Origin of the sequence: Paenibacillus sp. N3.4, assembly GCF_008017805.1 — a bacterium.
Classification (GTDB): Bacteria; Bacillota; Bacilli; order Paenibacillales; family NBRC-103111; genus Paenibacillus_E.
This window is the reverse complement of record NZ_VRTT01000071.1, coordinates 15118-37384: the sequence shown is the minus strand read 5'-3', so window position 1 is coordinate 37384 and position 22267 is coordinate 15118. Positions and strand designations below refer to the sequence as shown.

Below are 22267 nucleotides of genomic sequence, written 5' to 3'. Positions count from 1 at the left end.
TTGTGTCGGGGAATTGAGACGGCATATCTCCTTAAATGATGTTTGCAACACTCAAGTCAGCATATTAAAAGGCGGGATAGCTCCCGCCTTAATATGTGTTGGTTTTGTTCCCTTAATCCATGATTCTTTTTCATTTCAATGCTTTTGATTACATCATTTGATCAGGCTTGCGGAACAGTTATGAGTTTAAGAAACGAGACAAGAGAGTGAAGTGCGAATGCGGCGGCGAGGATGTTACACGTCCTGGAAAAGTCAGTTTGATGAACACCGTTTGAATATTGTGGAACTTTTATTGGCTAAAAAACCTAATTGATGAATCTCAATTAGGTAATAATTCAACCAATACACTTATGGGATAATTTTCTCCTCCATCCCCATCATCAGACACAATTGTGATTTTATAATTCCCCTCTTTTTGTAGACTAAAAGTGCTTTCCAATAAAAAGTTGTTCTCTTGATTGGTGTGTCCCCTACTTATTACTTCACTCTTATCATTATTATAAATTATGAAAGTTATACCTCTCTTGTTCTTATCTGAAAATGAGTAATGGATTTTACTGTTATCTTTAATCGCATAACTAAATTCATAATGAGCTTCACCCTTATTATTTCCTTTTTCCGTTAATAGTTCATCTTTTTTTATAAGAATAGTATCTTTAGGTGTTTCAATTACTTCGATTGACTTTTGATCTTTTGAAACAAACTGCATAACAATAAAAACAGAAATAATTAAGATAGTAATAGAGATTATTATTACTTTTAGTCGCATCTCTTTTCCTCCATAATTTGGTTTCAAGTCAAAGAAAAATTTTACCATTATAAGGAAAAATGGTCAACCATAAGTTTGTAATAAGTGCCAATAAAAAGCAAATTTCATTCTATACTAATGTCTTATGTTGGCATGAATATTGGATTTATTTTTATCAGAAGCATAGGTTCTATGTTCTTTATCTTTATACGGAAATACATGGAGGTTATTAAATGTCAGTAAGATTCAGGGCAAAGCAACATATGTGACAATCCATCTAGTCATGAAAAACATAAATACCCCGACCAAAAAGATGGTCGGGGTATAGTCGCATCTACGTTAAGCCTTTTCAACGATTTCGATGAGCACGCCATCGGGATCTCGGAAGATGACCCATTTACGAACCTTAAGCACCGCGACGAGAGAGTCCGGTACGATATTGATCGGCGAGAAGAATTCAATTCCCTTCGACTCTAGTTCTAGCTTTGTTTCCTCGATATCCTTTACATAGAAACTGAAGTGCGTTGTAGCAAACGCATGCAGCGGCAGCGGTGCATCCACCGGCGACTTCGGCTCTTCAAACTCCATCAATTGAATGAAATTCTCTGCTGATTTTAGGTAAGCTACACGCAGTCGGGTACCGGGAACGCCGAGGCCGAGAGAGATTTCTTCTCCATCAAATACGTCTGTCGGTCCTACGGATACCTCAAGACCCAAGATATCGCTGTAAAAAGAAACCGCTTTTTCCAAACTGGAAACAATAATGCCTACATGAAAAAATCCTTGAAATTCCATTATGATAACCTCCAAAGTATGTAACGTACAAGCTTCATTATACTAGCATTGGGAGCATAAATAAACTAATTTTTTCCATCGAAGCTGATCTGAACATCTGACACTTTTCTAGTTCTAGCTTTGTTTGCTCAATACCGGTTATTCATGTCGGCTTCGATATTCACCAGGTGGGACACCCACGAGACGCTTAAAAATACGATTGAAATAAGAGGGGTGATAACCGACAACAATAGCGATTTCATTTACCTTCATATCCGAGCTTACAAGAAGTTCCTGTGCTTTACGCATGCGGACGTCGGTTAAATAATCAATAAAGTTAACCCCTGTAACCGCCTTGAATGACTTACTGAGGGCATAAGGTAAAATATTGGATGCCTCCGCGCAGGATTCCAAAGAGATCTCATTATTCGTGTAATTCTTATCAATCATCTCCATGACTTCCGTCACGATTCTTCTGTAATCCTGTTCTTGTTCTTTTTGCGGCTGCTGCATCATGGAAGCGAACCTTGTAATCACATGTTCGGAAAACCATATAAACAGTTCATGTGGCTCTTTAATCTCATAGAGTTGAATGAAGGGATTCTCTTCTTCGTTGAACGGATTTCTCCCCGATTGCAGCACAGCCTCTTGGATATGAGCAAGCAAGAGCATCATGCCATTCTGGACCAAATGGAAATGGTCCCATTTTTTGCTCAGTTCTTGAATAAATTGCAGCGTTAATTGAATGGCGGCCGCATCGTCGCCCCTTCTTACTAGAGCTATAATATTTTTCTCCAAAGTACTGGGGAAGGGGTCGGGAGCAACGGCGCTTGCGACAAAAATATCACTGGCTTGAGACAATGCACTTTTGCTGTTCAGGCTTCGAAAACGTATTGAATCCCTCGCCAGATCCACCAATCGTGGAACTTCTTTGATGGAATCTGTATAATTCCCTACCCCGATCACAACGTCCAGCTTGAGAATGGAGGTCATAATAGGGGGCAGATCCTTTAGAAAGGGTAAAACGCGTTCTTGAATTTCGTTAACTGCCTTTTCTTGAGGAAAGTGCAGCACAACGCCAACCGTCATATCCTGAAAATTCACAACATCATAATCTTCAAGTTTTGAACCTAACAGTTCGTTGACAATATTGGCAGCAGCAAAGTAACAAGTTGTTCATCCCCCTGAAGAAATCGCCCTTCTTGTTGACGCAAGCCAAGCAATTGGATTAGAAATACGAAGAACCCTTTCTGCTCCATGTCCCAACCGTAGGCAAACATCTTATCTTTCAGTTCTTTATCCGTTAAAAAATCAAAGTGACCAAGAAGAAATTGGATAAGGAAGCTCTCTTTCAATACAGGAAGGCTTTCCTTCAAACGTTTCGATGCCTGCTGATTCTCAGAATGAACGATCATCCATTGCTCTTCAATAAAGCGCAACTCATCCTCGTTGTAGGAACCGGGACGCGTGGACATCTCCCCTCTGATCAAAGAGGCAAGATGTTGAATGGGTTTATAAATCCGCTTAGAGGCAATCCAAGCCAACAGCACGGCACCGAGCAAGCCGAACAAACACATCATGATAATAACGCGCGATGATTCGAGCGCGGGTTTCGTCAAATAGGTCAAAGGCGTAGCGGCTACATACCGCCAACCGGTGCGATCATACTGCTTTTGGGAGATAGAGTACAGTACGCCTTGATATTTAAACAAGAAAGTGGAATCAGAGTGATGATGTTCCAACAATTCCGTTCGCAGCTCTTCTTCCAAACCGGAGGAAGCACCTGCTTTCAAACCAGTTGTGACCCAGTCACCTTCGTGATTCAGAATAAAGGAAGCACCGCTTCCTTGAGCGTTCAATTGGTTAATTTCATTATTAAGTCCATCACGGTCGAGCTGGACAATTAAAGCGCCGTAAGGGGCGCGGGAATAATCGCCAGGCAATTTTAAAACTAAGGCAGCAGGTAAAGAATCTATCTTTTTCGTGTATGGATTCTTTATGCCATAGGACCAGTAAATATTGCTTCCTTGATTAAGCAGCGATTGAAACTTTTTGCGATCATCGGTCGATTTTAGAGCATTGATGCCTTCCATGCCAGAAATAACAACACTATCATTAGCTAAATACACATAGACATCGTCAATAAGCGGTGAGGGGCTCTTTAACGTAAGTAACGTTTTCATGAGCTCATTGACATATTGAAAGTTTTCATAGAGTACGGTCTGTTCGAGTGGTGCGAAAATCGAGTTATAAGACACCTGATGCGTATACAATTCCAATTGGCCTAATTGTTCGTTCAGCCGTTTGCTGGACATTTCCAATTCAAGTTGATGAGCATGAATAACCTGATTCTCGATTTGCTGCTTTGCATACAGATAGAGGAAAATAGAAATGACCGCTATAGGAATACAAGTGATCAACAAAGCATACACGAGGCTCTTTCGGTAGAAAGATCCTTGCTCGGAGAAAATAGCTGTCAGCTTGTCCAGTATACCTTTCATTTGAAGAAACCCCTTTTACTTCTAGTACTTTATGCTAATTTTAGTGCATGATCACGGATATGCACAAGGAGATAAAACAAATCGGACTCAAAGAGTCGATCTGTGCAGGAAAGCGCTACTTGGCGCCTTGAACCCGCTTATTATAAGCGTCGGACAGTTCTTTTTCCATCTTTTGAACATCCGGATTTGCTTTCAATTGATCAATCGCTTTATCCCATTCGGCAATCGGTTTTCTGCCCATAATGATCTGAATTTTAAGATCTGTCAAATTTTTGCTAATATCGCTTATAATTTTGTTCTTTGTTTCGGAGTACAAACCTGTTGTAAAGTCAGGTGCGCTAGCTTGTGCTGCGGAATCGATGATTTTGACATTGCGGTCGAATACTTCCTTCGTCATGCCACCGCGATACGCACGTAAGTACTTGTCATATTTCAGGAAGATTTGGCCGAATGCTTGCTGCGCGACGATATCTTTCTTCGCTTGTTCTGTAGCGAATTTGAAGCCGTCTTTCTCTGTGAAATGTACATCTTTAAACCCATAGTTGGCAAGATCGGAACCCTCTGGCGAAGTTCCGTAATCCATGAAATCGAGAAGTTTCTTGACTTTGTCAGCCGATACTTTCTTTGGTATCACGAAGAATCCGAACGAACCGGAGTCACGAGTTGTAAAGCCATTACCATCCTTGCCTTTTGGAATGAAAGGAAGCAGATCCGCTTGTGGATTCGTCTTGCGCAATTCCTCTACACCAGCCCATGAACTTTCTACAGTACCAACGTGCAGCCCTGCTTTGCCTGCCTTGATCAAGTCGGCCGCTTGCGTCTGTTTCATAACCGCGAAATCGGCAGCCATTAATTTTTCCGTATAAAGCTTATTCAGATAAAGCAGCGCGTCACGATATTCCGGCATGAAATTGTCCCAAACAAGCTTGCCGCTTACCTCTTTGTAATTATTATTTTTCGTAAACAGGTTCGTGATCCAAGTTAATTGATCCATACCATTGCTTTGAACGGTGCCTACCAACGGAATGACATTATCTTTTCCTACGCCGCCCGGATCTTTCTCTTTAAACGCTTTCAAGGTGTTATAAATTTCATCCGGTGTACCAGGAACCGGTAAGCCGAGTTTATCCAGCCAGTCTTTGCGAATGACAGGTATCATACCGCCTTCAACAGGGCGAACCCGCGGAATGCCGTAAGTTTTGCCGTCCTGCATTTTCGTATTCGTCCATACATCAGCAGGCAGGGATTTCAAGTTAGGTTCCTTTTCTATCAAACTGGTAATATCCCAGAAAGCTCCTTGCCCGATCATATTGCGGAATGCTGTGTTATTCACCCAATCCGTAATCAGAACCAGATCCGGGATGTCTCCAGAGGCTAGCGTTACGTTCACCTTATCGTTATAGTTGTTTGGGGAAACCCAGGTGATATTCAATTCTGTATTCGTGCGCTTCTCTATTTCCTTGACGATTACATTATCTGGCCCAGGCGGCTGATCGGTGTAATACGTCGTCATGATGCTGATCTTGGTTGGCGGGCTAGGCGTAGCGCTGGCAGCTTTGCTGCTGCTTGGCGCAACAGTTGCCGCCGCGCTGCTTTGCGGGGCCCCATTGTCTTTGGAGCAAGCCGTAAGAACGGTGCACAGCAGCAAGCCTGCAGCCAGTGATACGGATTGTGTTTTCTTCCATGTCGTGATCATTTTTTTCCTCCCTTTGTGTATTGCTGTTATGTTATCGTTCCTTACGCCTTGACGGATCCAATCATGGCACCCTTGGCGAAATGCTTTTGCAGGAACGGATAAACCATCATAATAGGTAACGTAGCAATGATAACAGCGGCCATTTTTAAAGTTTCGGGCGGGATGCGCTGTTCGCTGTTGATAGCAGCCGCAGCTTCGCCGGAAACAGCAGTAGAGGATTCGATCAACATATTCCGCAGCAGTACCTGTAAGGGCTGCTTGTGGAAATCGTTAATATACAAAATAGCATTGAAAAATGTATTCCAGTAACCAACTGCATAAAACAGACCAAAAGCAGCTAAAGCGGGCATGGACAGAGGAAGAACTATTCGGAAAAATAGCCCGGTGTCATTGCAGCCGTCAATCCGTGATGCATCCTCCAGATCTGCAGGAATGCTATCGAAAAAACCTTTCATCAAGAGCACATACCAGCCACTGGTTAGTGCAGGAATGATTAATGACCAAATGCTGTTAATAAGCCCCAGTTCACGAACGAGCAAGTAAGCGGGAATAATTCCAGGGTTGAACAAGGTCGTAAACAGGATGATGAGCAAGAAAAACTTTCTGCCCGCGAATCTCTTCCGCGATAAAGCATAGGACAAGCTAGACGTAACTAGTAAGCTTAAAGCGGTTCCCACCGTTGCAAGGAATATGCTGTTGCCTGTCGCTTGGATAAATGCATTGGTCGACAACAAATATTGATAAGAACGCAGTGTCCATTTCTGAGGAAAAAGAACCAAACCATTCCGTATATACTCGCTTGGGTCTGTGAAGGAAACGGCAAACACATAGTATATAGGGAAGATGGAAATGAGTCCGATAATCGTTAACAGTGAAATATTAATCACTGAAAACCAATCGATCTGTTTATTTTGCAACATAATGCCACCTCCCGGGATCAATAGACCCCTTCTTCTCCAAAATATTTGCTAAGCCGATTGGCGATAACGACGAGGACAAGTCCTACGACTGATCTGAACATTCCGACTGCCGTGCTGTAGCTGAATTCTCCCTGCAGCACCCCTACCCGATAGACATATGTATCGAAAACCTGAGACACCTTGGCTACAGCACCGTTATCCATGAGCAACACTTGCTCGAAGCCAACCTCCATGATGTGACCGATTTTGAGAATCAAGAGGACGATGGTTACATTGCGAATGGCTGGAAGCGTAACATGCCAAGCTTGCCGCAAGCGGTTCGCCCCGTCCATTCGCGCTGCTTCGTAAAGTTGAGGATCAACGGCTGCGATCGCCGCCAGAAAAATAATGGTACCCCAGCCCACTTCTTTCCAAATGGATTGCGCGGTTAACAAAATCCAGAAATAATTGGGGTTTGTCAGAAAGTCGATTTTTTCAGAGCCTATGGCAACAAGCAGCTTATTAATAATTCCTTCCGTTTGCGAAAGCAACAAGAAGCTGATTCCGACAATGATTACCCAAGACAAAAAGTGCGGCAAATAGAGCACCGATTGAATGATCCGCTTAAACTTTTCTCCTTTTAGCTCATTTAACATGAGCGAAAGAACGATGGGAATCGGAAAGAAGAAAATGAGACTGATTAAGTTTATCGCAAACGTGTTCCGAAGCATAAGTAGAAAATCTGGTGATGTAAAAAGCCTATGAAAATGTTCAAACCCAACCCATTCGCTTTTCATAAAACCTAAATAAGGACTGAAGTTTTGAAATGAAATCAAAATGCCCCACATCGGAACATACTTAAAAACAATGAAATAAATAAAACCGGGTAAGGCAAGCAAGTATAAAAAACGATTTTTGAACCATTCCGAACGAATTCTCGCTGTCAACGTTCCTTTCCCTAAGATTGGCTCCGCCGTGGAAGGCTTGATGAAGCCCTCAGTCTTTTCCATGAATAACGCCTCCATCCGTTTCAGTCTTGATGTTTGTTGATCTAGCCTGATATTAGTTTGAATTATAGGTTTATTGCAGAATAACTGGCAATGTGCATTTTTTGCAACTATACTTTTCCCCGAAATCTGATGATCGGATTGACATATTTTGCATGTTGGCTTTTTTTGCAGCAGTTGAGCTGGCGTTTCCTGCGATAGCAAAATATCAAACGCAAAAAAAAGAGACCCAATAACTAGGTCTCTAAGCCGTTAACCTATGCGCAAAATCTCAATAAACCTTCTTCACCTCTCGATCCTCCTTCAGTATCTCCACCGCTTCTCTGAAGCGAAGCGAGTGAACAATTTCACGCTCACGCAGAAACTTTAACCCATCTTGAAGATCAACATCATCTGTCATGTCGATCAACCACTGATACGTCGCTCTGGCTTTCTCTTCTGCCGCGATATCTTCATACAGGTCTGCGATAGGATCTCCTTTGGCTTGTATGGTAGCAGCAGACCAAGGCACCCCAGCGGCGTTTTGATAAAAGATTGCACGATCATGACTCACATAATGATCATCGAGTCCAGCGGCTTTCATCTGGTCGATCGTGGCATCTTTTGTCAGCTTGTAAACCATCGTCGCAATCATTTCGAGGTGGGCAAATTCTTCTGTGCCAATATCCGTTAGCAGCCCTACTACTTTATCCGGAATCGTGTAACGTTGATTTAGATATCGCAGTGCTGCGGCAAGTTCTCCGTCCGCACCCCCGTACTGTTCAAGCAATAGTTTGGCCATATGAGGATCACATTTACTGACTCTTACCGGATATTGCAGCTTTTTCTCATAAATCCACATAGACTCTTCCTCCTCACACTTGCCATGGCCATGGAGTCTCTACCCACTGCCAAGGTTGTTTGGTATAAGCATGACCGAAAGGCATAAGAGGGCCAAAGTCGAACTCAAATTGTTGAACAAGCTGCTTCCGTTTCTGTGCAAATTGATTGTACTGTTGAATGGCACCCAGATCATCAGGGTGAGTGTCCAGAAATAAAGTAAGCTCCACTAAAACGAAATCAACAGCCTGTAGGTCATATAATTGCTGGTAATATGCTTCTGGGACTTCTCTTGGATTCATATCCTTCACCTTCCCTCGACTGCTCTAGATTCGTAAGGCGCGTAGAGTGCGGGCCAGAGTGTCCCTATTTTCAATGCTTCATAAGGGCTAAACTGCGGCAAACCCGATGGTTGAAAATGGATATATAACTGCGGTGGCGTATTGAAAAATTTCTCACGTAAGGGCGGGCAGGGATCAAAAGGACTTATATAGGGGAAATAGCTTTTAAATTGCGTAAATGAACTATACATACGTTTCCTCCTTTTCTAACTATTAAATGATCGGACATGGGCGAAATTAGCCTCTATGTTCGTTATATGCGCAACAGCTTGACCAAAATCACTTGCATATCAAAAAAGCCCCCATTCCGCTTCAGAAGCGGCAACAGGGACTTACTTTGCATCAAAGGCTTATCTATTAAACTGCTCACGTCCGGCTATACTTCCCTAGTCGAGCTTAATGTTTAACTTCAAGAGTCCTGCTTTACGCATAGCTTGATAAATAATTACAACGAGTGGTCCTAGAAATAACCCTGTAATTCCCATTAGCTCAAAACCTACATATAGGCTGATCAACGCGGCGAGCGCATTAATCCCTACGGCATCACTCAACACTTTAGGCTCTACAATACGGCGGAAAATCGTTAATACCAGGAAGAGAATCAACAAGCCAACACCCATCGCGGTATGTCCAAGCAGCAATTGATAGATAAACCAAGGAATGAACACCAAACCTGTGCCAACTACCGGGACAAACTCCATGACCATCACTAATAACGAGATCGCCAGTGGATATTGAGCGTCCTAGCACTAACAAACCTTATGAATGTTACCAGATAGGTGAGAACAGCCATGATGAGCTGTGCGCGAATGAATCCGAAGATCGCTTCCCGCAGATTGACCAGTACAAGCTCCATTTTTTGCTTCGAATGTTCTTCAAATAACGATAGGAAAGACGTTCTTAGCTTAGGTAAACTAAACATAAACAAATACAGGGCAATCACGAATACAATCATCACAATAAATAAATTAGGAATTTTCCCAGCCATGTTTAAAAAGAACCCCGAAATGCCACTCAAAGCATCCGTTAAGGCTCTGGTTAGCGTAGTCATACTCCGTTCTAACCAATTTTGAACTTGCTCTGCCATGTCTGGCGATAAAGATTCGTAAAATACTTGCGTACGTGTAACAGCTTGATCGATGTATCTATTGACTTCTTCCATATAGTTTGGCGCTTTGCGCCCCAGATCGATCAGCTCTGTTACAACATTTAATCCAATGAAATAGACCAACGTCAACGTTAGCAAAGTGAATAAGGTGCTGATAATCGTGGCCGCGACCATTCGATGCATCTTCGCCGTTCGTGTGAGCAGTCCGGTTAAGGGATCTAAGAAAATAGCTGTGACCAATGCGAGCAGAAAAGGCAATCCTATGGTAAATAATCCGTACAAAAGCAGCATACCAAGTACCATAATTAAGGCCGTCTTCATCGACATGGGCGTTCCTCCGCTTATTCATTTCCAGGCTTGACTGAGCTGATCTTGATAATATGAATACGCATAATCCGTAATCTGTCCACTTCGGATACTTCAAAAATATGATTGCCAAACTCAATGCTTTTCCCCTTAACGGGAGCTCCCTCGAGCTTCTTGAACAACCACCCGCCGATGGAGTCCACATCGTCGTCCTCAATATCCAAATCCAACATATCGTTCAAGTCTTCGATTAACACACGGCCATCAACAGACGTATATTTTTCTTTTACCTCTACACCTGGCCGTTCGTCTATATCGTCGAATTCATCATGCAGCTCACCAACAATTTCCTCAAGAATGTCTTCTAGGGTAAGAAGACCTGCTGTGCCTCCGTACTCGTCAACGACGATAGCCAACTGCGAACGTTTCTTCTGCATAAGTTTCAAAACACGACTGACTTCCATGGACTCTGGCACATTGAGAATAGGACGAATAAACGTCTTGATATCCTGCTCCTCGTCTGGATCGGCTGTCAGCAGATCGGCAATATGGACAAATCCCACGATGGTGTCTTTATCCTGATCGCCAACCGGATAACGTGTATGCTTCGTTTCATGTACCATACGCAAATTTTCCAGAAAGCTTACATCAAGGAATAAACAATCCATATCCGTGCGCGGCAGCATAACTTCACGGGCAATACGCTCCGAAAACTCAAAAATATTATCGAACAGCACCATCTCATCTTGATCAATATGACCGCTTTTAACGCTCTCATCCATTAGAATGCGAATCTCTTCCTCCGTATGCGCAGCTTCATGCTCACTTGCAGGCTCTACGCCTACCAATCGCAAAAACTTATTGGCGGTTCCATTCAAAACATAAATAATCGGACGGAAAAGTCTATAGAAAAAGAGCAACGGGGCCGAAAGCCATAAAGAAGTCAATTCCGCTTTTTGAATTGCAAATGACTTTGGAGCAAGTTCTCCAAGTACAATGTGCAAGAACGTGATGACACCAAATGAAATAATGAATGACAGTGAATCCGTATATACGGAAGCTTGAATATGAAGCGTATGTATGAGCGGTTGAATAATTAATTCCGAAATGGCGGGTTCCCCTACCCAGCCTAATCCAAGAGAGGCCAGCGTTATACCCAATTGGGTTGCTGATAAATAAGTATCTAATTGCGAAGTCACAGCGATCGCATACTTCGCTTTGCCGCTGCCCTCATTTACTAGTTGTTGAATACGGGATTGTCGTACCTTCACCAATGCAAATTCGGCAGCAACGAAGAAACCATTGAGCAAGACTAATACAATCACTAGTACTAAGTTTAGAACAATGGAACCAAGATCAAAGGAAGTATGTAGCAATGTAGGAGTTCTCCTTTAGATATAAGGATTAAATAATAGCTGTACGTTTTTTGAAATCTATGGAACGATAATACGAATCTGCCACCAATAGATTGGGCCCACAACAGGAGGCTGCACTACAGAAGCAATTCACGCGTTGATTAAGTGGATTATTCTCCCACCGCGCGAAAATGGTGTCCAGATCATCGGCATGGATATTGCCAAGCGGCGGTTCATTCGCAAAATCCGTCACGTAGACATCCCCCGTAAATGTGCTTACATTCAAGCGATTACGCCCATCGGGATCATTGCGTACCGTTACATTGGGCTCTTGACGAAGCCGTTTAACTAAAATACGGTCCTCTTCCAGATCATTGCAAGCAAAGAAAGGAAGGGTGCCGAACAGCATCCACATCTCCGGATTCCGACTGTCCAATAAACGATGGATACTCGTTCTTAATTGATCTAAGGAAACCATCGGTAAATGAGAGGCAAACGAGCTGGCATACATGGGGTGAACCTCGTGCCGTTTACATCCCATTTGTTCAATGAGCTTATGGATTTGTGGCAATTTTTCATGCGTTCGAGTATTAATCATGGATTCTGCTGAAACATACAAACCGCCTTTGCTTAGAGCAAGCGTATTCTCAACCATCCGTTCATACATCCGTGCTGCCGTGTCTTGACCGACAGGACGCTGTGAATTCACGAAGCCAACTTGATGAAAATCATCAGCACTCAAATAATTGAATGAAATATGCATCACATCCAAGTAAGGAGCAAGCAGTTCATATCTGGCTAAATCCAGTGTCAAATTCGAGTTAATTTGCGTTCGAATGCCACGCTCTCGGGCGTACTTAAGAATCGGCAGCATATATTCCTTGACAATCTTGATATGGTAAGAGGGCTCTCCACCCGTCAAGCTAATCGTTTCCAAATGCTCAATCTGATCCAGCTTTTGTAAAATGACCGGCAATGGGATGCGCGGTCCTTCCGTCATCGTTAAAGAGTCCCCGACGGCACAGTGCTCACATCGCATATTGCAAAGATTCGTGATCGTGAGTTCTATACTTGTGAGTACGTGTTTCCCATACTTTCGATAAGACCGGATCGGGTCCCAAGGATCGTAAGCGGGAGATAGCTCCTGTAACATGGAGCGTGTTGCATTCTTATTCATGCTGTTCACACCTAACCTATCATGTCCGATTCATTTCTGTCATGTTCTGTTCTTGCCTATACCTATGCCCTTTATTGTAACTTATGATTCATAAAAAAGGAAACCGCCTATAGGGAATGCTCCTTCCTTTATCTCTTACCCATTTCCGCCTGCGATCTGATCCGAAGCCACTTTGGCGCCCACCAGTTGGCATTGCCCAGCAGTTTCATAAGCGCAGGAACAAGCATAACCCGCACAATGGTCGCATCAATCAGCACAGCTAGCCCAAGTCCAAGTCCAAGCGCCTTCATGATTTCAATGTCTGTAAAAATAAAAGAACCGACGACCACAACGAGGATGAAGGCTGCGCTAGTAATTAAGCTTCCTGTTTTCTTCAGCCCCTCTGCCGTGCTTCGATCATTATCTCCGCTGCTCTCATATTCTTCCATAATTCTGGATATGAGGAACACTTCATAGTCCATCGAAATACCGAATACGACACAAAAAATGATCACGGGCAGTGTGGCACTTACATAACCGATCGATGTGATATGCAGCAAATCGGCCATATAACCATGCTGGAAAACAAGGACCACAATGCCAAGACTTGCACCCAGACTAAGCATATTCATTAGTACGGCTTTTAGCGGTAGAATGATGGATCGGAAAGCAAGAAGCAGGACGATGTAAGTAATGCCCATCACAAAGGTCAACACTTTAGGTATTTCATTCTGAATACGATCGATAATATCGAGCCGATAGGCCGGGCCTCCTGTAACTGCAGCAGTCAATCCTTCTTTGTCGATGCTCCGAAGCTCTCGAACAAGCCGATCGACGTTCAGATCATCCGGGTCTTTCTCGGGTATGACGACCATCAGCGCTGTATGGCCTTTCGCTAGTTTACTCGCCTGAATCTTTTCCTTCACCCCAGAGTTGGACAAGAGGATGGCTAATTCCGCTGACGAATGGTCGCCTAATGTGCTCAAATAGCTTTGCACTTCCTTTACACCAGAAACAGCCTTGACCCGCTTCTCGAAAGCCTGTATGCGGCTAAGCGATTTTTCTTCCCACACTTCTTCATCTGTATGTATAGCAATTTGAATGGGACCCGTCATTCTTGGATCATACGCGACCTTCATGAGATCTGCGCCGTATCGAGACTCATAGCTTGGAGGCAGCACCTCCGCATTCGGCACACTGAGCTTCATATTACCAATAGGTGTCATCGTATAAATAAGCGCACCACCGACAATAAGCACTAAGAGCACTGGACGTTTCATAACCCCGTATGCCATCCGCTCCCAAAAACGGGATGTTCCTTGCTTGCGAAAACGCTTCGGCAGCACCGGCAGGGAATTAATCCGATGTCCTAAAACGCCAAGCAGTGAAAGCAGCATCGTGTTCGCTACAACGACTGAAATTGACACCACGATCACACCGCCTAGGCACAGAGAGCGGAAAAAGGTAAGATCGACAAACAACATACCCAGAAGTCCGATCAGGACGGCAATCCCAGAGAAAAAAATCGACTTCCCAGCCGTTTGACAAGTCATGGCCACAGCTTCAGCTACACTCGGCTGCGACTTAAGTTCCTCACGAAAACGACTTACCAGAAATAACGCGTAATCAATCCCTACTGCCAGCCCAAGCATCGTAACCATATTAGGCAGGAAATTCGATAAAGATTGGTGCTGAGCGATAAAATAAGTGATTCCCAGCGTCAACGTCACGCTCATGATACCAACGATCATTGGCAGAAGCGCCGATACCAAGGTGCCAAATACGATCAAAAGAACAATAAGCGCAATGGGAAGACCGATTGCTTCAGATTTGGCAATATCGTGCTTGCTCGCTTCCTGCATATCGTGCAAAATAGCTGGCCCTCCACTAACATAAACCTTCATTCCTGCGGGAGGATGAACACGCTCTTTGATCTCCGTATATTTCTCCAAAGCCAAGTCTGTATCCACATTCAAGGAAACGATGACAGCTTGAATATCGAGATGCCCTTCATTTCTCGGCGTCGAAGCAAACTTTACGCTTTCTACGTAAGACAGCTTTTTCAACTCAGCAAGAGAATTCATAATTTCTTGTTGGTGTAAGTCTTCTGTCATATCAAGGCCTTCGCCGCTATAAACCAAGTTTAACATCGTTTGCGACAAGCCCAGTTCATCACGAATTTGCGTGAATCCGCGGTCTGACTCGCTTCCTTTGGGCGTAAACCCATTATCCTTCAGCATACCAGGTGTCTTCTGAGCAAATAAGGCGAAGCTTAGCAGAAGAATGAGGCCAATTACCAACACGAGCCATCGATAACGATGCATCGCAAATCCCCATCTCCAAAATTTCCCTTTTATCGTTGTTTCCCTCATGAAGATCCCCCTTATTTGCAAAAAGAACCTGGGGTCCCAGGTTCTTCATGGCTGCTAATATATAGTGTATCTCAAAGTAGCGTTGGCATACTTAAATCAGTAATAACATCCCCTACTTTAATTTCACCGATTTCTGAAATTAGTATGGAGAGCTTCGTCGAAAGATCGAGCTCGTAAGGTTCTTTCATCTCTTCTCCAGCTTCATCGCGAAGAATACGGACAACGGGTCTGTGGGGAACTGTCATATTTAACTTCGATACGATGCCGTACTCCCCGGTATTCAAGCGAACCGTAATACCTAAAGGATAAATGGCTATTTTGTCACGAAATAGCGCAATCTGACTTTGATCATACAGCGTGCCCGATCCCGTAAACAACTGCTCCATCGCTTCATGAGGCAGCAGGGGTCTTCGATATACACGTGTTGTCGTCATAGCGTCATAAGAATCAACTAAGCCTATCCATTTGCCAAACTCATTAATTTCCGACCCTACGATACCTCTGGGATATCCGCTGCCGTTGATTCTTTCATGATGTTGTAAGGCACAGTGTGCGGAAATCAAAGGAATGTTAGGTTCATCCTTCAGAATCTGAAAGCCATATGTCGTATGATTCTTCATCTCTTTGAATTCTTCATCCGTCAACTGCGAAGGCTTGCGCAAAATACCAAGCGGAACTTTGGTCTTGCCGATATCATGCAGCAAAGCTCCCAATCCGAGTGTTTCCAAATTTTCTCGGCTATATCCATAACTGATGCCGAGCATAATCGCATAAATGCTCACATTTACCGAATGCTGAAATAAGTAGTTGTCTTTAATATTCATATTATTAAGCATGACCATGGCTCCCTGATGAGCACTCAGATCATCAATGATCATTTTCATCACATCACGGAAATTCCGTCCTATATCATAATAGCTAACGGCTCCGCGCTTATTGGAATCTTCCATTACTTTCCGGAAGGTGTTCTTAATTTCATTAACCGCTTTGGTTCTCGTTTCGTATTGAATCATATCTTCTTGAATCACATCGTCGGTTCGAGAATCTGCAATATATATGTAATCAATGCCATAACTAAAAAGCCGATCAATTAGTCTTTGTGTGAGCTCAACATTAACGGCAAGCAAGACCATACCATCTTCGTTGTAAATATTCTTGGCCAACCTCATTCCAGGATGACACATGTTGATCGGCATTAAAAGCATTTCAGGACCCCCGCCTAGGTGAGCTTTATTTTCATTCTAAATGTAATAGATTTTACAGAAAAGTTCAATATAAAAAACCGCGTCATTCGACGCGGTTCGATTCAAACACACATTCAATTAGCTAAGAAGCAGATAAAGGGCAAATAAAGCAGCCACAACGAAACGATAGTAAGCAAAATACGTTAATTGCATTTTTTGTACGAACTTGATGAAAGAAACAACTGCCAGCAAAGCAACGACAAAAGCGACGAGAAAACCTACAACGAAAAAGGGTAAATCAGTCGAAGAAAGCGCGTGATAATTTTTGAGAAAATAGATTCCGGAAGCTCCGAACATAATAGGTATCGCCATGATAAATGTGAAATCAGCAGAAGCTGCACGGCTCACGCCTGAAAGCATACCACCTGCAATTGTGGATCCCGAACGTGAGAACCCCGGCCAAATCGATACTAACTGCCATAATCCGATGAAGAAAGCTTGACGGTACGTCAAATCATCCATAACCGTGGTAGAGGGCTGTCCTTTTTTCTTCTCTGCAATGATCATCAAGATCCCGCCGAGAACGAGACCGACAATGACGGTCACTGCATTAAATAGATGATCATCCACAAAGTGATTCACAGATAAACCGATGACGCCTGCCGGTAAAATCCCGATTAGGATATGAAGTAAATTGAGCTTCTTACCTGTCATGCTTTGACTTTTTCTTTTCACTAAGCCAAACAACGATAAAATACGATTCCAATAAATAATAACAACTGCCATAATTGCACCCAATTGAATAACAAAGTCGAACGTTTTCATAACTTCATCGTTTTGGGTATTCATAAGGCTTTGAGCCAAAATCATATGCCCTGTAGAAGATACCGGCAGAAACTCCGTTAATCCTTCAACAATACCGATAATGATTGCTTCGAAAATAGTGTGCATGTCTTCCCCCTACAATGAGAGTTATTTTAGGTAGAGCTCTTATCCAATTATATATTCTACCTGCATCCCTATCATTCTGACAATAGTTTCGATAAATGTCATCGATATTTACAAAAATTCAACAATATTCGCAGGACCTATGTCTATGAAACGGGCGAAATGACTATAAGCAAGCGCGGATTCGTCCTGAAGTTCAGAAGCCAACACATCTCGAATAAATTCGGGCAGCATATAGGCAATCTGTTTCCCTTGGCTGAGCGACAAGTAGCCGGATCCGAAGGTAAACATGTCGATCGTACCAACCACATACTCCCTTTCTGGATCCAGAGGTGCTTCGCCAACCTTCACTGTGACGATTCGTTCATAGGGCGGTTTAGAGCGGTCGACCTCTACGGAGATACCGTCGACACACAGTACGCCCAGCACCTCGCCGCGAAAGCCGAAGCCACGAATCGGCTTCTTCATAAACTCCTCAAGCAGCGACTCTTCGAGCGCTTGCAGGAGCTTAGCGCCGCTGAGCAGCATGCGGCAGGGGTTGATAGGACCTGGGCAGATTTCGAGCAATCTGCCGCGCGTAAGACGCCCCTCCTTCAGTCCCTGAAGGAGCTGGCCGCTGTTGACCAGCCCGATCTCCGCGCTGGTCCAGCGGCGAATTCCCGCGGCAAGCAAGTTGCCGAGCGGGGATTCGCCGTACCAATCGAGGCGCAGCGGCTGCCGCAGCCTCGTGATTTCGCTATCCAGCGCTGTCGTGCTGGCGTAGCGGTAGTGCTCCAGCAGCGTCGTCACGCTGCTGTCGTCCTCGCTCTCGGCTGTCATCGGGACGACACGGCCGTTGAACTCCACGATTCGTCCCTCTGCCGAATCGAAAGCAAGTTCAATATGACCGGCATATTGCCCGAACTTGCCGGTCGCACAAATATAAGTGCCGCTATGCAAGAGCGGCTCTTCAAGCAAGTGATGCGTATGGCCGCCTAGGATGATATCGATGCCCTCGATGTCTTCAGCCATCTGCTGATCCATCCGCAGTCCTAAGTGAGACATGACAATAATGATGTCCACTTGCGGTCGCAGCAGCTTCGTATAGGCCTTGACCGCTTCGAACGGATCGGTCACATGCCAACCAAGCAATTCATAATAAGTGGTATAAGCCGCAGTCACGCCAATAATGCCTATCTGTAGACCAGATTTCTGCAGCGTGATGGTTGGAACCATCCAATCCGGCGTCTGATTGGTCGCAATCTCGATCACATTACTGCCGACGATCGGAAATGTAGCATGCTCCTTCACGACAGCTCGCAACAGTTCGGGTGTAAAAGTCAGACCTTCATTGTTGCCAATGACCATCGCTTCATAGCCAGTTGCATTCATGATCTCGAAGTTGGTAATAGCGCTAGTTCCTTCGGTCTCCGGACGCATGCGATCCATGTGATCTCCGATATCTAAGGTTAACACTTGATCTACCTGCCACAATCGTCGAACACGATCAAAATAGGCGCTAATTTTAGGCATCTGTTCAAAATGACTGTGTATGTCATTCGTATGTAAGATGACGAATCTTTGTAAGTACTTAGACACACCGATCACCTCTCTTCGCAGGCATAAGGCCAGACACAAGCATGTCTAATCTTATGCAAGGGAAGTCTCTCTCATTTCTTGAATTTCAATTCATCCAGTGTAATCTTGTTTTTAAAGCCATAACTGGCTTCTTCCCCCCATGCGGCGTCATGCAGAAACCATATTTTCATGATACTTTTAACATTGAGGCATTCGCTGCTGCCATCCGGCACATAAAGACGAATCGGGTAGCCTTTGCTAAGCTTTTGACCCTTTTGAGCATACAAGAATAAAGCTGAATCGGCCTGAGACCAAGGTATTAGTGCTTGGAATTCGTCCGCAGCCTCCACTTTTATATGTGTGGGTTCCTCTGGATGTTCCGACCTGTGACTGTTCTTCCAGCTGGCGTACCAAGTTTTAAGAACGAAGGCTTCCCCCTCTGCAAGAGGCACGCGATCCTCAAGCGCCACCCTCTCCTTGGCTAAAGCAACCATCTCGTTAATCGTTAACGCCTCACTTGCTATATGTATGTCCGACACTTGTATGCGAAGATCATCTTGCATCTAATCCTAGTTCCCCTTTCATCCTGTACCCGCCATCAGCTTCTCCAATGGCTCCACCCATTATACCATTTTCGGGCCAAATTATGATATGCTGTAAGGGATTCCTACCATTAATCAACTAGGAGCAAAGTCATGAACTTACAAATCCGACTATTCGCAGGTCTTATCGACTTGCTCGGGACTTCTGTCCTAACTATACAGGTTGAACAAGAATTGATTTCTATCGAACAGCTCAGACAAATCCTTCTAGAAGCTTATCCCTCCGCCTCTGAGCAGCTTAAAGCTTGTTTTTTCGCCAAAAATCAAGCTTATGCAGGCGATCAGGAAATCGTTACGGCCGCGGATGAAATTGCGTTGATTCCACCCGTTTCCGGTGGACAGCCTGCTAATTTTGTCCTGACCTACGATGCAATCGACGTTAACGAGGTGTCTGCCAAGGTAAACCATGCTAATCATGGCGCTTCAATTGCCTTCATTGGCACAACCAGGGAAATGACTTTCGGTCAAAGAACCGTGCTGCTCGAATATGAAGCCTATGAACCTATGGCTTTAAAAACGATGGAAGCTATTGGACAAGAAATTGAAGACAAATGGCCCGGCACACGAAGTGCGATAACCCATCGCCTAGGGAAAGTCGCCATTGCTGAGGCAAGCATTGTCATTGCGGTATCTTCGCCCCACCGAGCTGATTGTTATGAAGCTAGCCGCTATGCCATTGAACGTGTGAAACAAATAGTACCGATCTGGAAAAAAGAAATATGGGAAGACGGTTCCGAGTGGAAAGGCAGCCAGACAGGCCCTTGGAACCCGCTTCAAACCCCACAGACTTAGTAGATGCAGACTGGAGATGACAGCTTTGGACACACAAGTACATTCAGAAGATAGTCAGGACGTTGATGCCCGTTATTCCCGACAAATTCTCTTCTCTCCTATTGGCATGGAAGGGCAGCGCAAATTGAATCGAAGTCGGGTCGCTATCGTCGGAATGGGCGCACTCGGTACCGTTCTGGCCAATCATATGGTTCGCGCCGGTGTAGGATATATACGATTGATTGATCGCGATTTTGTAGATAAAAGCAACCTGCAGCGGCAGATGCTTTACGATGAAGAAGATGCGGATTCTACAACACCCAAGGCAATAGCGGCAGCCCGGAGATTGCAGCTTATCAATTCACAGGTCGTTATTGAACCTCATGTCACAGATCTAAATGCCACGAATGCTGAAGATTTGCTAAATGATGTCGATTTAATTTTGGATGGTACCGATAATTTTTCTGTGCGGTTTCTCATTAATGACGTCAGTGTGAAATCAGGAACTCCGTGGATTTATGGGGGTGCTGTCGCTTCACGTGGTGTCTCACTAACGATCCTTCCGGGACAAACGCCTTGTCTCCGCTGCTTGTTTACACAAGCTCCAGCATCGGGCTCAGTCGAAACATGCGATACCGCTGGCGTTATTGGCGGTATTATTCACGTTGTCGCTTCCTTTCAGGCAACTGAGGCGCTCAAACTGCTTATTGGAGACAAAGAGCATCTGAATCTCAAGATGCAGCAATGGGACTTATGGTTCAATCAGTACTCAGCCATTCAGGTGACAAGTGCCCATAAAGCAGATTGCCCTGCTTGCGCTAAAAAGCAATTCGATTATTTGGACGCTCATTTGGAGAGCGATACTATTCAGTCCTTATGCGGTCGCAATTCCGTTCAAATTCATCCTGTCACTCCTTCAAAGCTCCCCCTTGATTATTGGGAAGAGCGCCTTAAACCGCTAGGCCCTGTGCAAAGAAATCGCTTTTTGCTCAAATTCCAAGCAGCCCCAGATTTGCAAATGATCCTCTTTCCGGACGGTCGTGTGCTTATACAAGGTACAGAAGACCTAATTCAGGCTAAAAGTCTTTACAGTCGTTATGTTGGGATGTAGTATTACTACTATGTACCTATTTTGATGATGGAACTGGGAGAGGAACTTCTATGCGTATACATGTGCTTCAACTTATAGTTGGCGATAAACTTATTTCCGATTCCTTCAATTCTTTCGGACTCCATCTGCTTTCATCGGGAAATGTTGTGGATGCCAGTGATATTTTGATGCTTAATCGCCACAATGTTGAATATGTGGATATCCTCCCCAGAAGCAGCGAAGCCGCTACAGAACAAGAGGGATCGATTGAACAGCATGCAACTGATGAGCAGTTGCACTCTTTTAACCTTGCCATAAGCAGTATTAAAGATCTCTTTCAGGTCGCTAGCAACTCCGAATCTATTGATCCGGAGTTTATAGAATCCGCTTTCACTCCTTTAATTGAGAGCTTTGAGGATGAAAAAGACGTGGTCTCCTTACTACTTTCCTTAAACAGTAAGGAAGAATACGCCTATCAACATAGTGTACAGGTCGGTATGCTATCCTATTATATGGCCAAATGGTTAAACAAAAGCGAAAAAGAAGCCCGCTATATTGGCAAAGCAGGTTATTTGCACGACATTGGTAAATGCAAAGTGGAAGAAGCCATCCTGCAAAAACCAGGAAAGCTGACATCCGACGAGTATAATGAAATTAAAAAACATACGATATACGGCTACGACATTATTCGCAATTCGCTGCATGAGGATGCCCTGGCTCTTGTTGCGCTGCAGCATCATGAACGATTAGATGGCACCGGCTATCCGCTGCGCAAAAAACATACTGAAATTCATTCCTACTCACTTATTGTTGCGATTGCAGACGTTTATAGCGCCATGATCTGCAACCGCGTTTACCAAGAAAAAAGAGACCTTCTGGCTGTATTGAAAGAATTGCATCGTTTAAGCTTTGGCCAGTTAGACCCCAACATTACACAAGTATTTATCCGCAATATGATTCCTAACTTCATCGGCAAAAGTATTCTTAAGCGACGGCCGCGTTGGCACCATCATCATGACGAATCCTTCTGATT

22 protein-coding genes are annotated in these 22267 nt (G+C 44.1%); 3 read left to right on the top strand and 19 right to left on the bottom strand.

Features of this window, described 5'->3' with window-relative positions; translation table 11 throughout:
* Window positions 1-319: 319 nt before the first annotated feature.
* The 19 genes from FU659_RS27255 to FU659_RS27170 form a co-directional block, all read right to left on the bottom strand.
* On the bottom strand, window positions 320-769 hold the full coding sequence (locus FU659_RS27255) for a hypothetical protein (RefSeq protein WP_147950454.1): 450 nt from the start codon (window positions 767-769) through the stop codon (window positions 320-322).
* Window positions 770-1087: 318 nt separating this feature from the next.
* Window positions 1088-1543: a VOC family protein gene (locus tag FU659_RS27250; RefSeq protein WP_147950453.1), complete on the bottom strand. Its 456-nt coding sequence runs from the start codon at window positions 1541-1543 to the stop codon at window positions 1088-1090.
* A gap of 138 nt (window positions 1544-1681) precedes the next feature.
* Complete coding sequence (locus tag FU659_RS27245) at window positions 1682-2626, bottom strand: helix-turn-helix transcriptional regulator (RefSeq protein ID WP_147950452.1); 945 nt, start codon at window positions 2624-2626, stop codon at window positions 1682-1684.
* Window positions 2627-2652: 26 nt separating this feature from the next.
* Window positions 2653-4023, bottom strand: coding sequence for a cache domain-containing protein (locus FU659_RS27240; RefSeq protein ID WP_147950451.1), 1371 nt, complete (start codon window positions 4021-4023; stop codon window positions 2653-2655).
* Between the two features lie 115 nt (window positions 4024-4138).
* Window positions 4139-5719 (bottom strand): extracellular solute-binding protein, encoded by a 1581-nt coding sequence (locus FU659_RS27235; protein ID WP_147950450.1) that lies wholly within the window; start codon window positions 5717-5719, stop codon window positions 4139-4141.
* Between the two features lie 41 nt (window positions 5720-5760).
* The gene (locus tag FU659_RS27230) at window positions 5761-6639 is read right to left on the bottom strand and encodes a carbohydrate ABC transporter permease (RefSeq protein WP_147950449.1); all 879 of its coding nucleotides are present in this window, start codon (window positions 6637-6639) and stop codon (window positions 5761-5763) included.
* Window positions 6640-6656: 17 nt separating this feature from the next.
* A complete protein-coding gene (locus FU659_RS27225; RefSeq protein WP_147950448.1) occupies window positions 6657-7628 on the bottom strand; it encodes an ABC transporter permease in 972 nt (323 codons plus the stop codon).
* A 268-nt stretch (window positions 7629-7896) separates the two neighbouring features.
* Window positions 7897-8466, bottom strand: coding sequence for a manganese catalase family protein (locus FU659_RS27220; RefSeq protein ID WP_147950447.1), 570 nt, complete (start codon window positions 8464-8466; stop codon window positions 7897-7899).
* A gap of 13 nt (window positions 8467-8479) precedes the next feature.
* The gene (locus FU659_RS27215) at window positions 8480-8746 is read right to left on the bottom strand and encodes a spore coat protein CotJB (RefSeq protein WP_147950446.1); all 267 of its coding nucleotides are present in this window, start codon (window positions 8744-8746) and stop codon (window positions 8480-8482) included.
* A gap of 5 nt (window positions 8747-8751) precedes the next feature.
* Window positions 8752-8976 carry a spore coat associated protein CotJA gene (locus FU659_RS27210; RefSeq protein WP_147950445.1) on the bottom strand — a complete coding sequence of 75 codons (225 nt, stop codon included), beginning with the start codon at window positions 8974-8976 and terminating at the stop codon, window positions 8752-8754.
* 195 nt (window positions 8977-9171) lie between these two features.
* A complete protein-coding gene (locus FU659_RS37720) occupies window positions 9172-9486 on the bottom strand; it encodes an AI-2E family transporter (RefSeq protein WP_261808083.1) in 315 nt (104 codons plus the stop codon).
* A gap of 8 nt (window positions 9487-9494) precedes the next feature.
* Window positions 9495-10220, bottom strand: a complete 726-nt coding sequence (locus tag FU659_RS27205; RefSeq protein ID WP_261808082.1) for an AI-2E family transporter — start codon at window positions 10218-10220, stop codon at window positions 9495-9497.
* Window positions 10221-10234: 14 nt separating this feature from the next.
* Entirely contained in the window at window positions 10235-11575 is a 1341-nt protein-coding gene (locus FU659_RS27200) for a hemolysin family protein (protein ID WP_147950444.1), read from the bottom strand.
* Between the two features lie 28 nt (window positions 11576-11603).
* Window positions 11604-12731: a radical SAM/CxCxxxxC motif protein YfkAB gene (gene yfkAB / locus FU659_RS27195; RefSeq protein ID WP_147950443.1), complete on the bottom strand. Its 1128-nt coding sequence runs from the start codon at window positions 12729-12731 to the stop codon at window positions 11604-11606.
* A gap of 128 nt (window positions 12732-12859) precedes the next feature.
* Complete coding sequence (locus FU659_RS27190; protein ID WP_147950442.1) at window positions 12860-15082, bottom strand: MMPL family transporter; 2223 nt, start codon at window positions 15080-15082, stop codon at window positions 12860-12862.
* Window positions 15083-15153: 71 nt separating this feature from the next.
* Window positions 15154-16287: an HD-GYP domain-containing protein gene (locus tag FU659_RS27185; RefSeq protein WP_147950441.1), complete on the bottom strand. Its 1134-nt coding sequence runs from the start codon at window positions 16285-16287 to the stop codon at window positions 15154-15156.
* A 117-nt stretch (window positions 16288-16404) separates the two neighbouring features.
* Complete coding sequence (locus FU659_RS27180) at window positions 16405-17217, bottom strand: undecaprenyl-diphosphate phosphatase (RefSeq protein WP_147950440.1); 813 nt, start codon at window positions 17215-17217, stop codon at window positions 16405-16407.
* Between the two features lie 108 nt (window positions 17218-17325).
* Window positions 17326-18792 (bottom strand): bifunctional metallophosphatase/5'-nucleotidase, encoded by a 1467-nt coding sequence (locus FU659_RS27175; protein ID WP_147950439.1) that lies wholly within the window; start codon window positions 18790-18792, stop codon window positions 17326-17328.
* 71 nt (window positions 18793-18863) lie between these two features.
* Window positions 18864-19334 carry a molybdopterin-binding protein gene (locus tag FU659_RS27170; protein ID WP_147950438.1) on the bottom strand — a complete coding sequence of 157 codons (471 nt, stop codon included), beginning with the start codon at window positions 19332-19334 and terminating at the stop codon, window positions 18864-18866.
* A gap of 132 nt (window positions 19335-19466) precedes the next feature.
* Here FU659_RS27170 and FU659_RS27165 point away from each other — a divergent pair, with 132 nt between their 5' ends.
* The 3 genes from FU659_RS27165 to FU659_RS27155 are packed head-to-tail and all read left to right on the top strand — an operon-like array spanning window position 19467 to window position 22265.
* Window positions 19467-20165, top strand: coding sequence for a molybdenum cofactor biosynthesis protein (locus FU659_RS27165; protein ID WP_147950437.1), 699 nt, complete (start codon window positions 19467-19469; stop codon window positions 20163-20165).
* Window positions 20166-20181: 16 nt separating this feature from the next.
* On the top strand, window positions 20182-21255 hold the full coding sequence (locus tag FU659_RS27160; protein WP_147950436.1) for a ThiF family adenylyltransferase: 1074 nt from the start codon (window positions 20182-20184) through the stop codon (window positions 21253-21255).
* 50 nt (window positions 21256-21305) lie between these two features.
* Window positions 21306-22265 (top strand): HD-GYP domain-containing protein, encoded by a 960-nt coding sequence (locus FU659_RS27155; protein WP_315971362.1) that lies wholly within the window; start codon window positions 21306-21308, stop codon window positions 22263-22265.
* Window positions 22266-22267 lie beyond the last annotated feature (2 nt).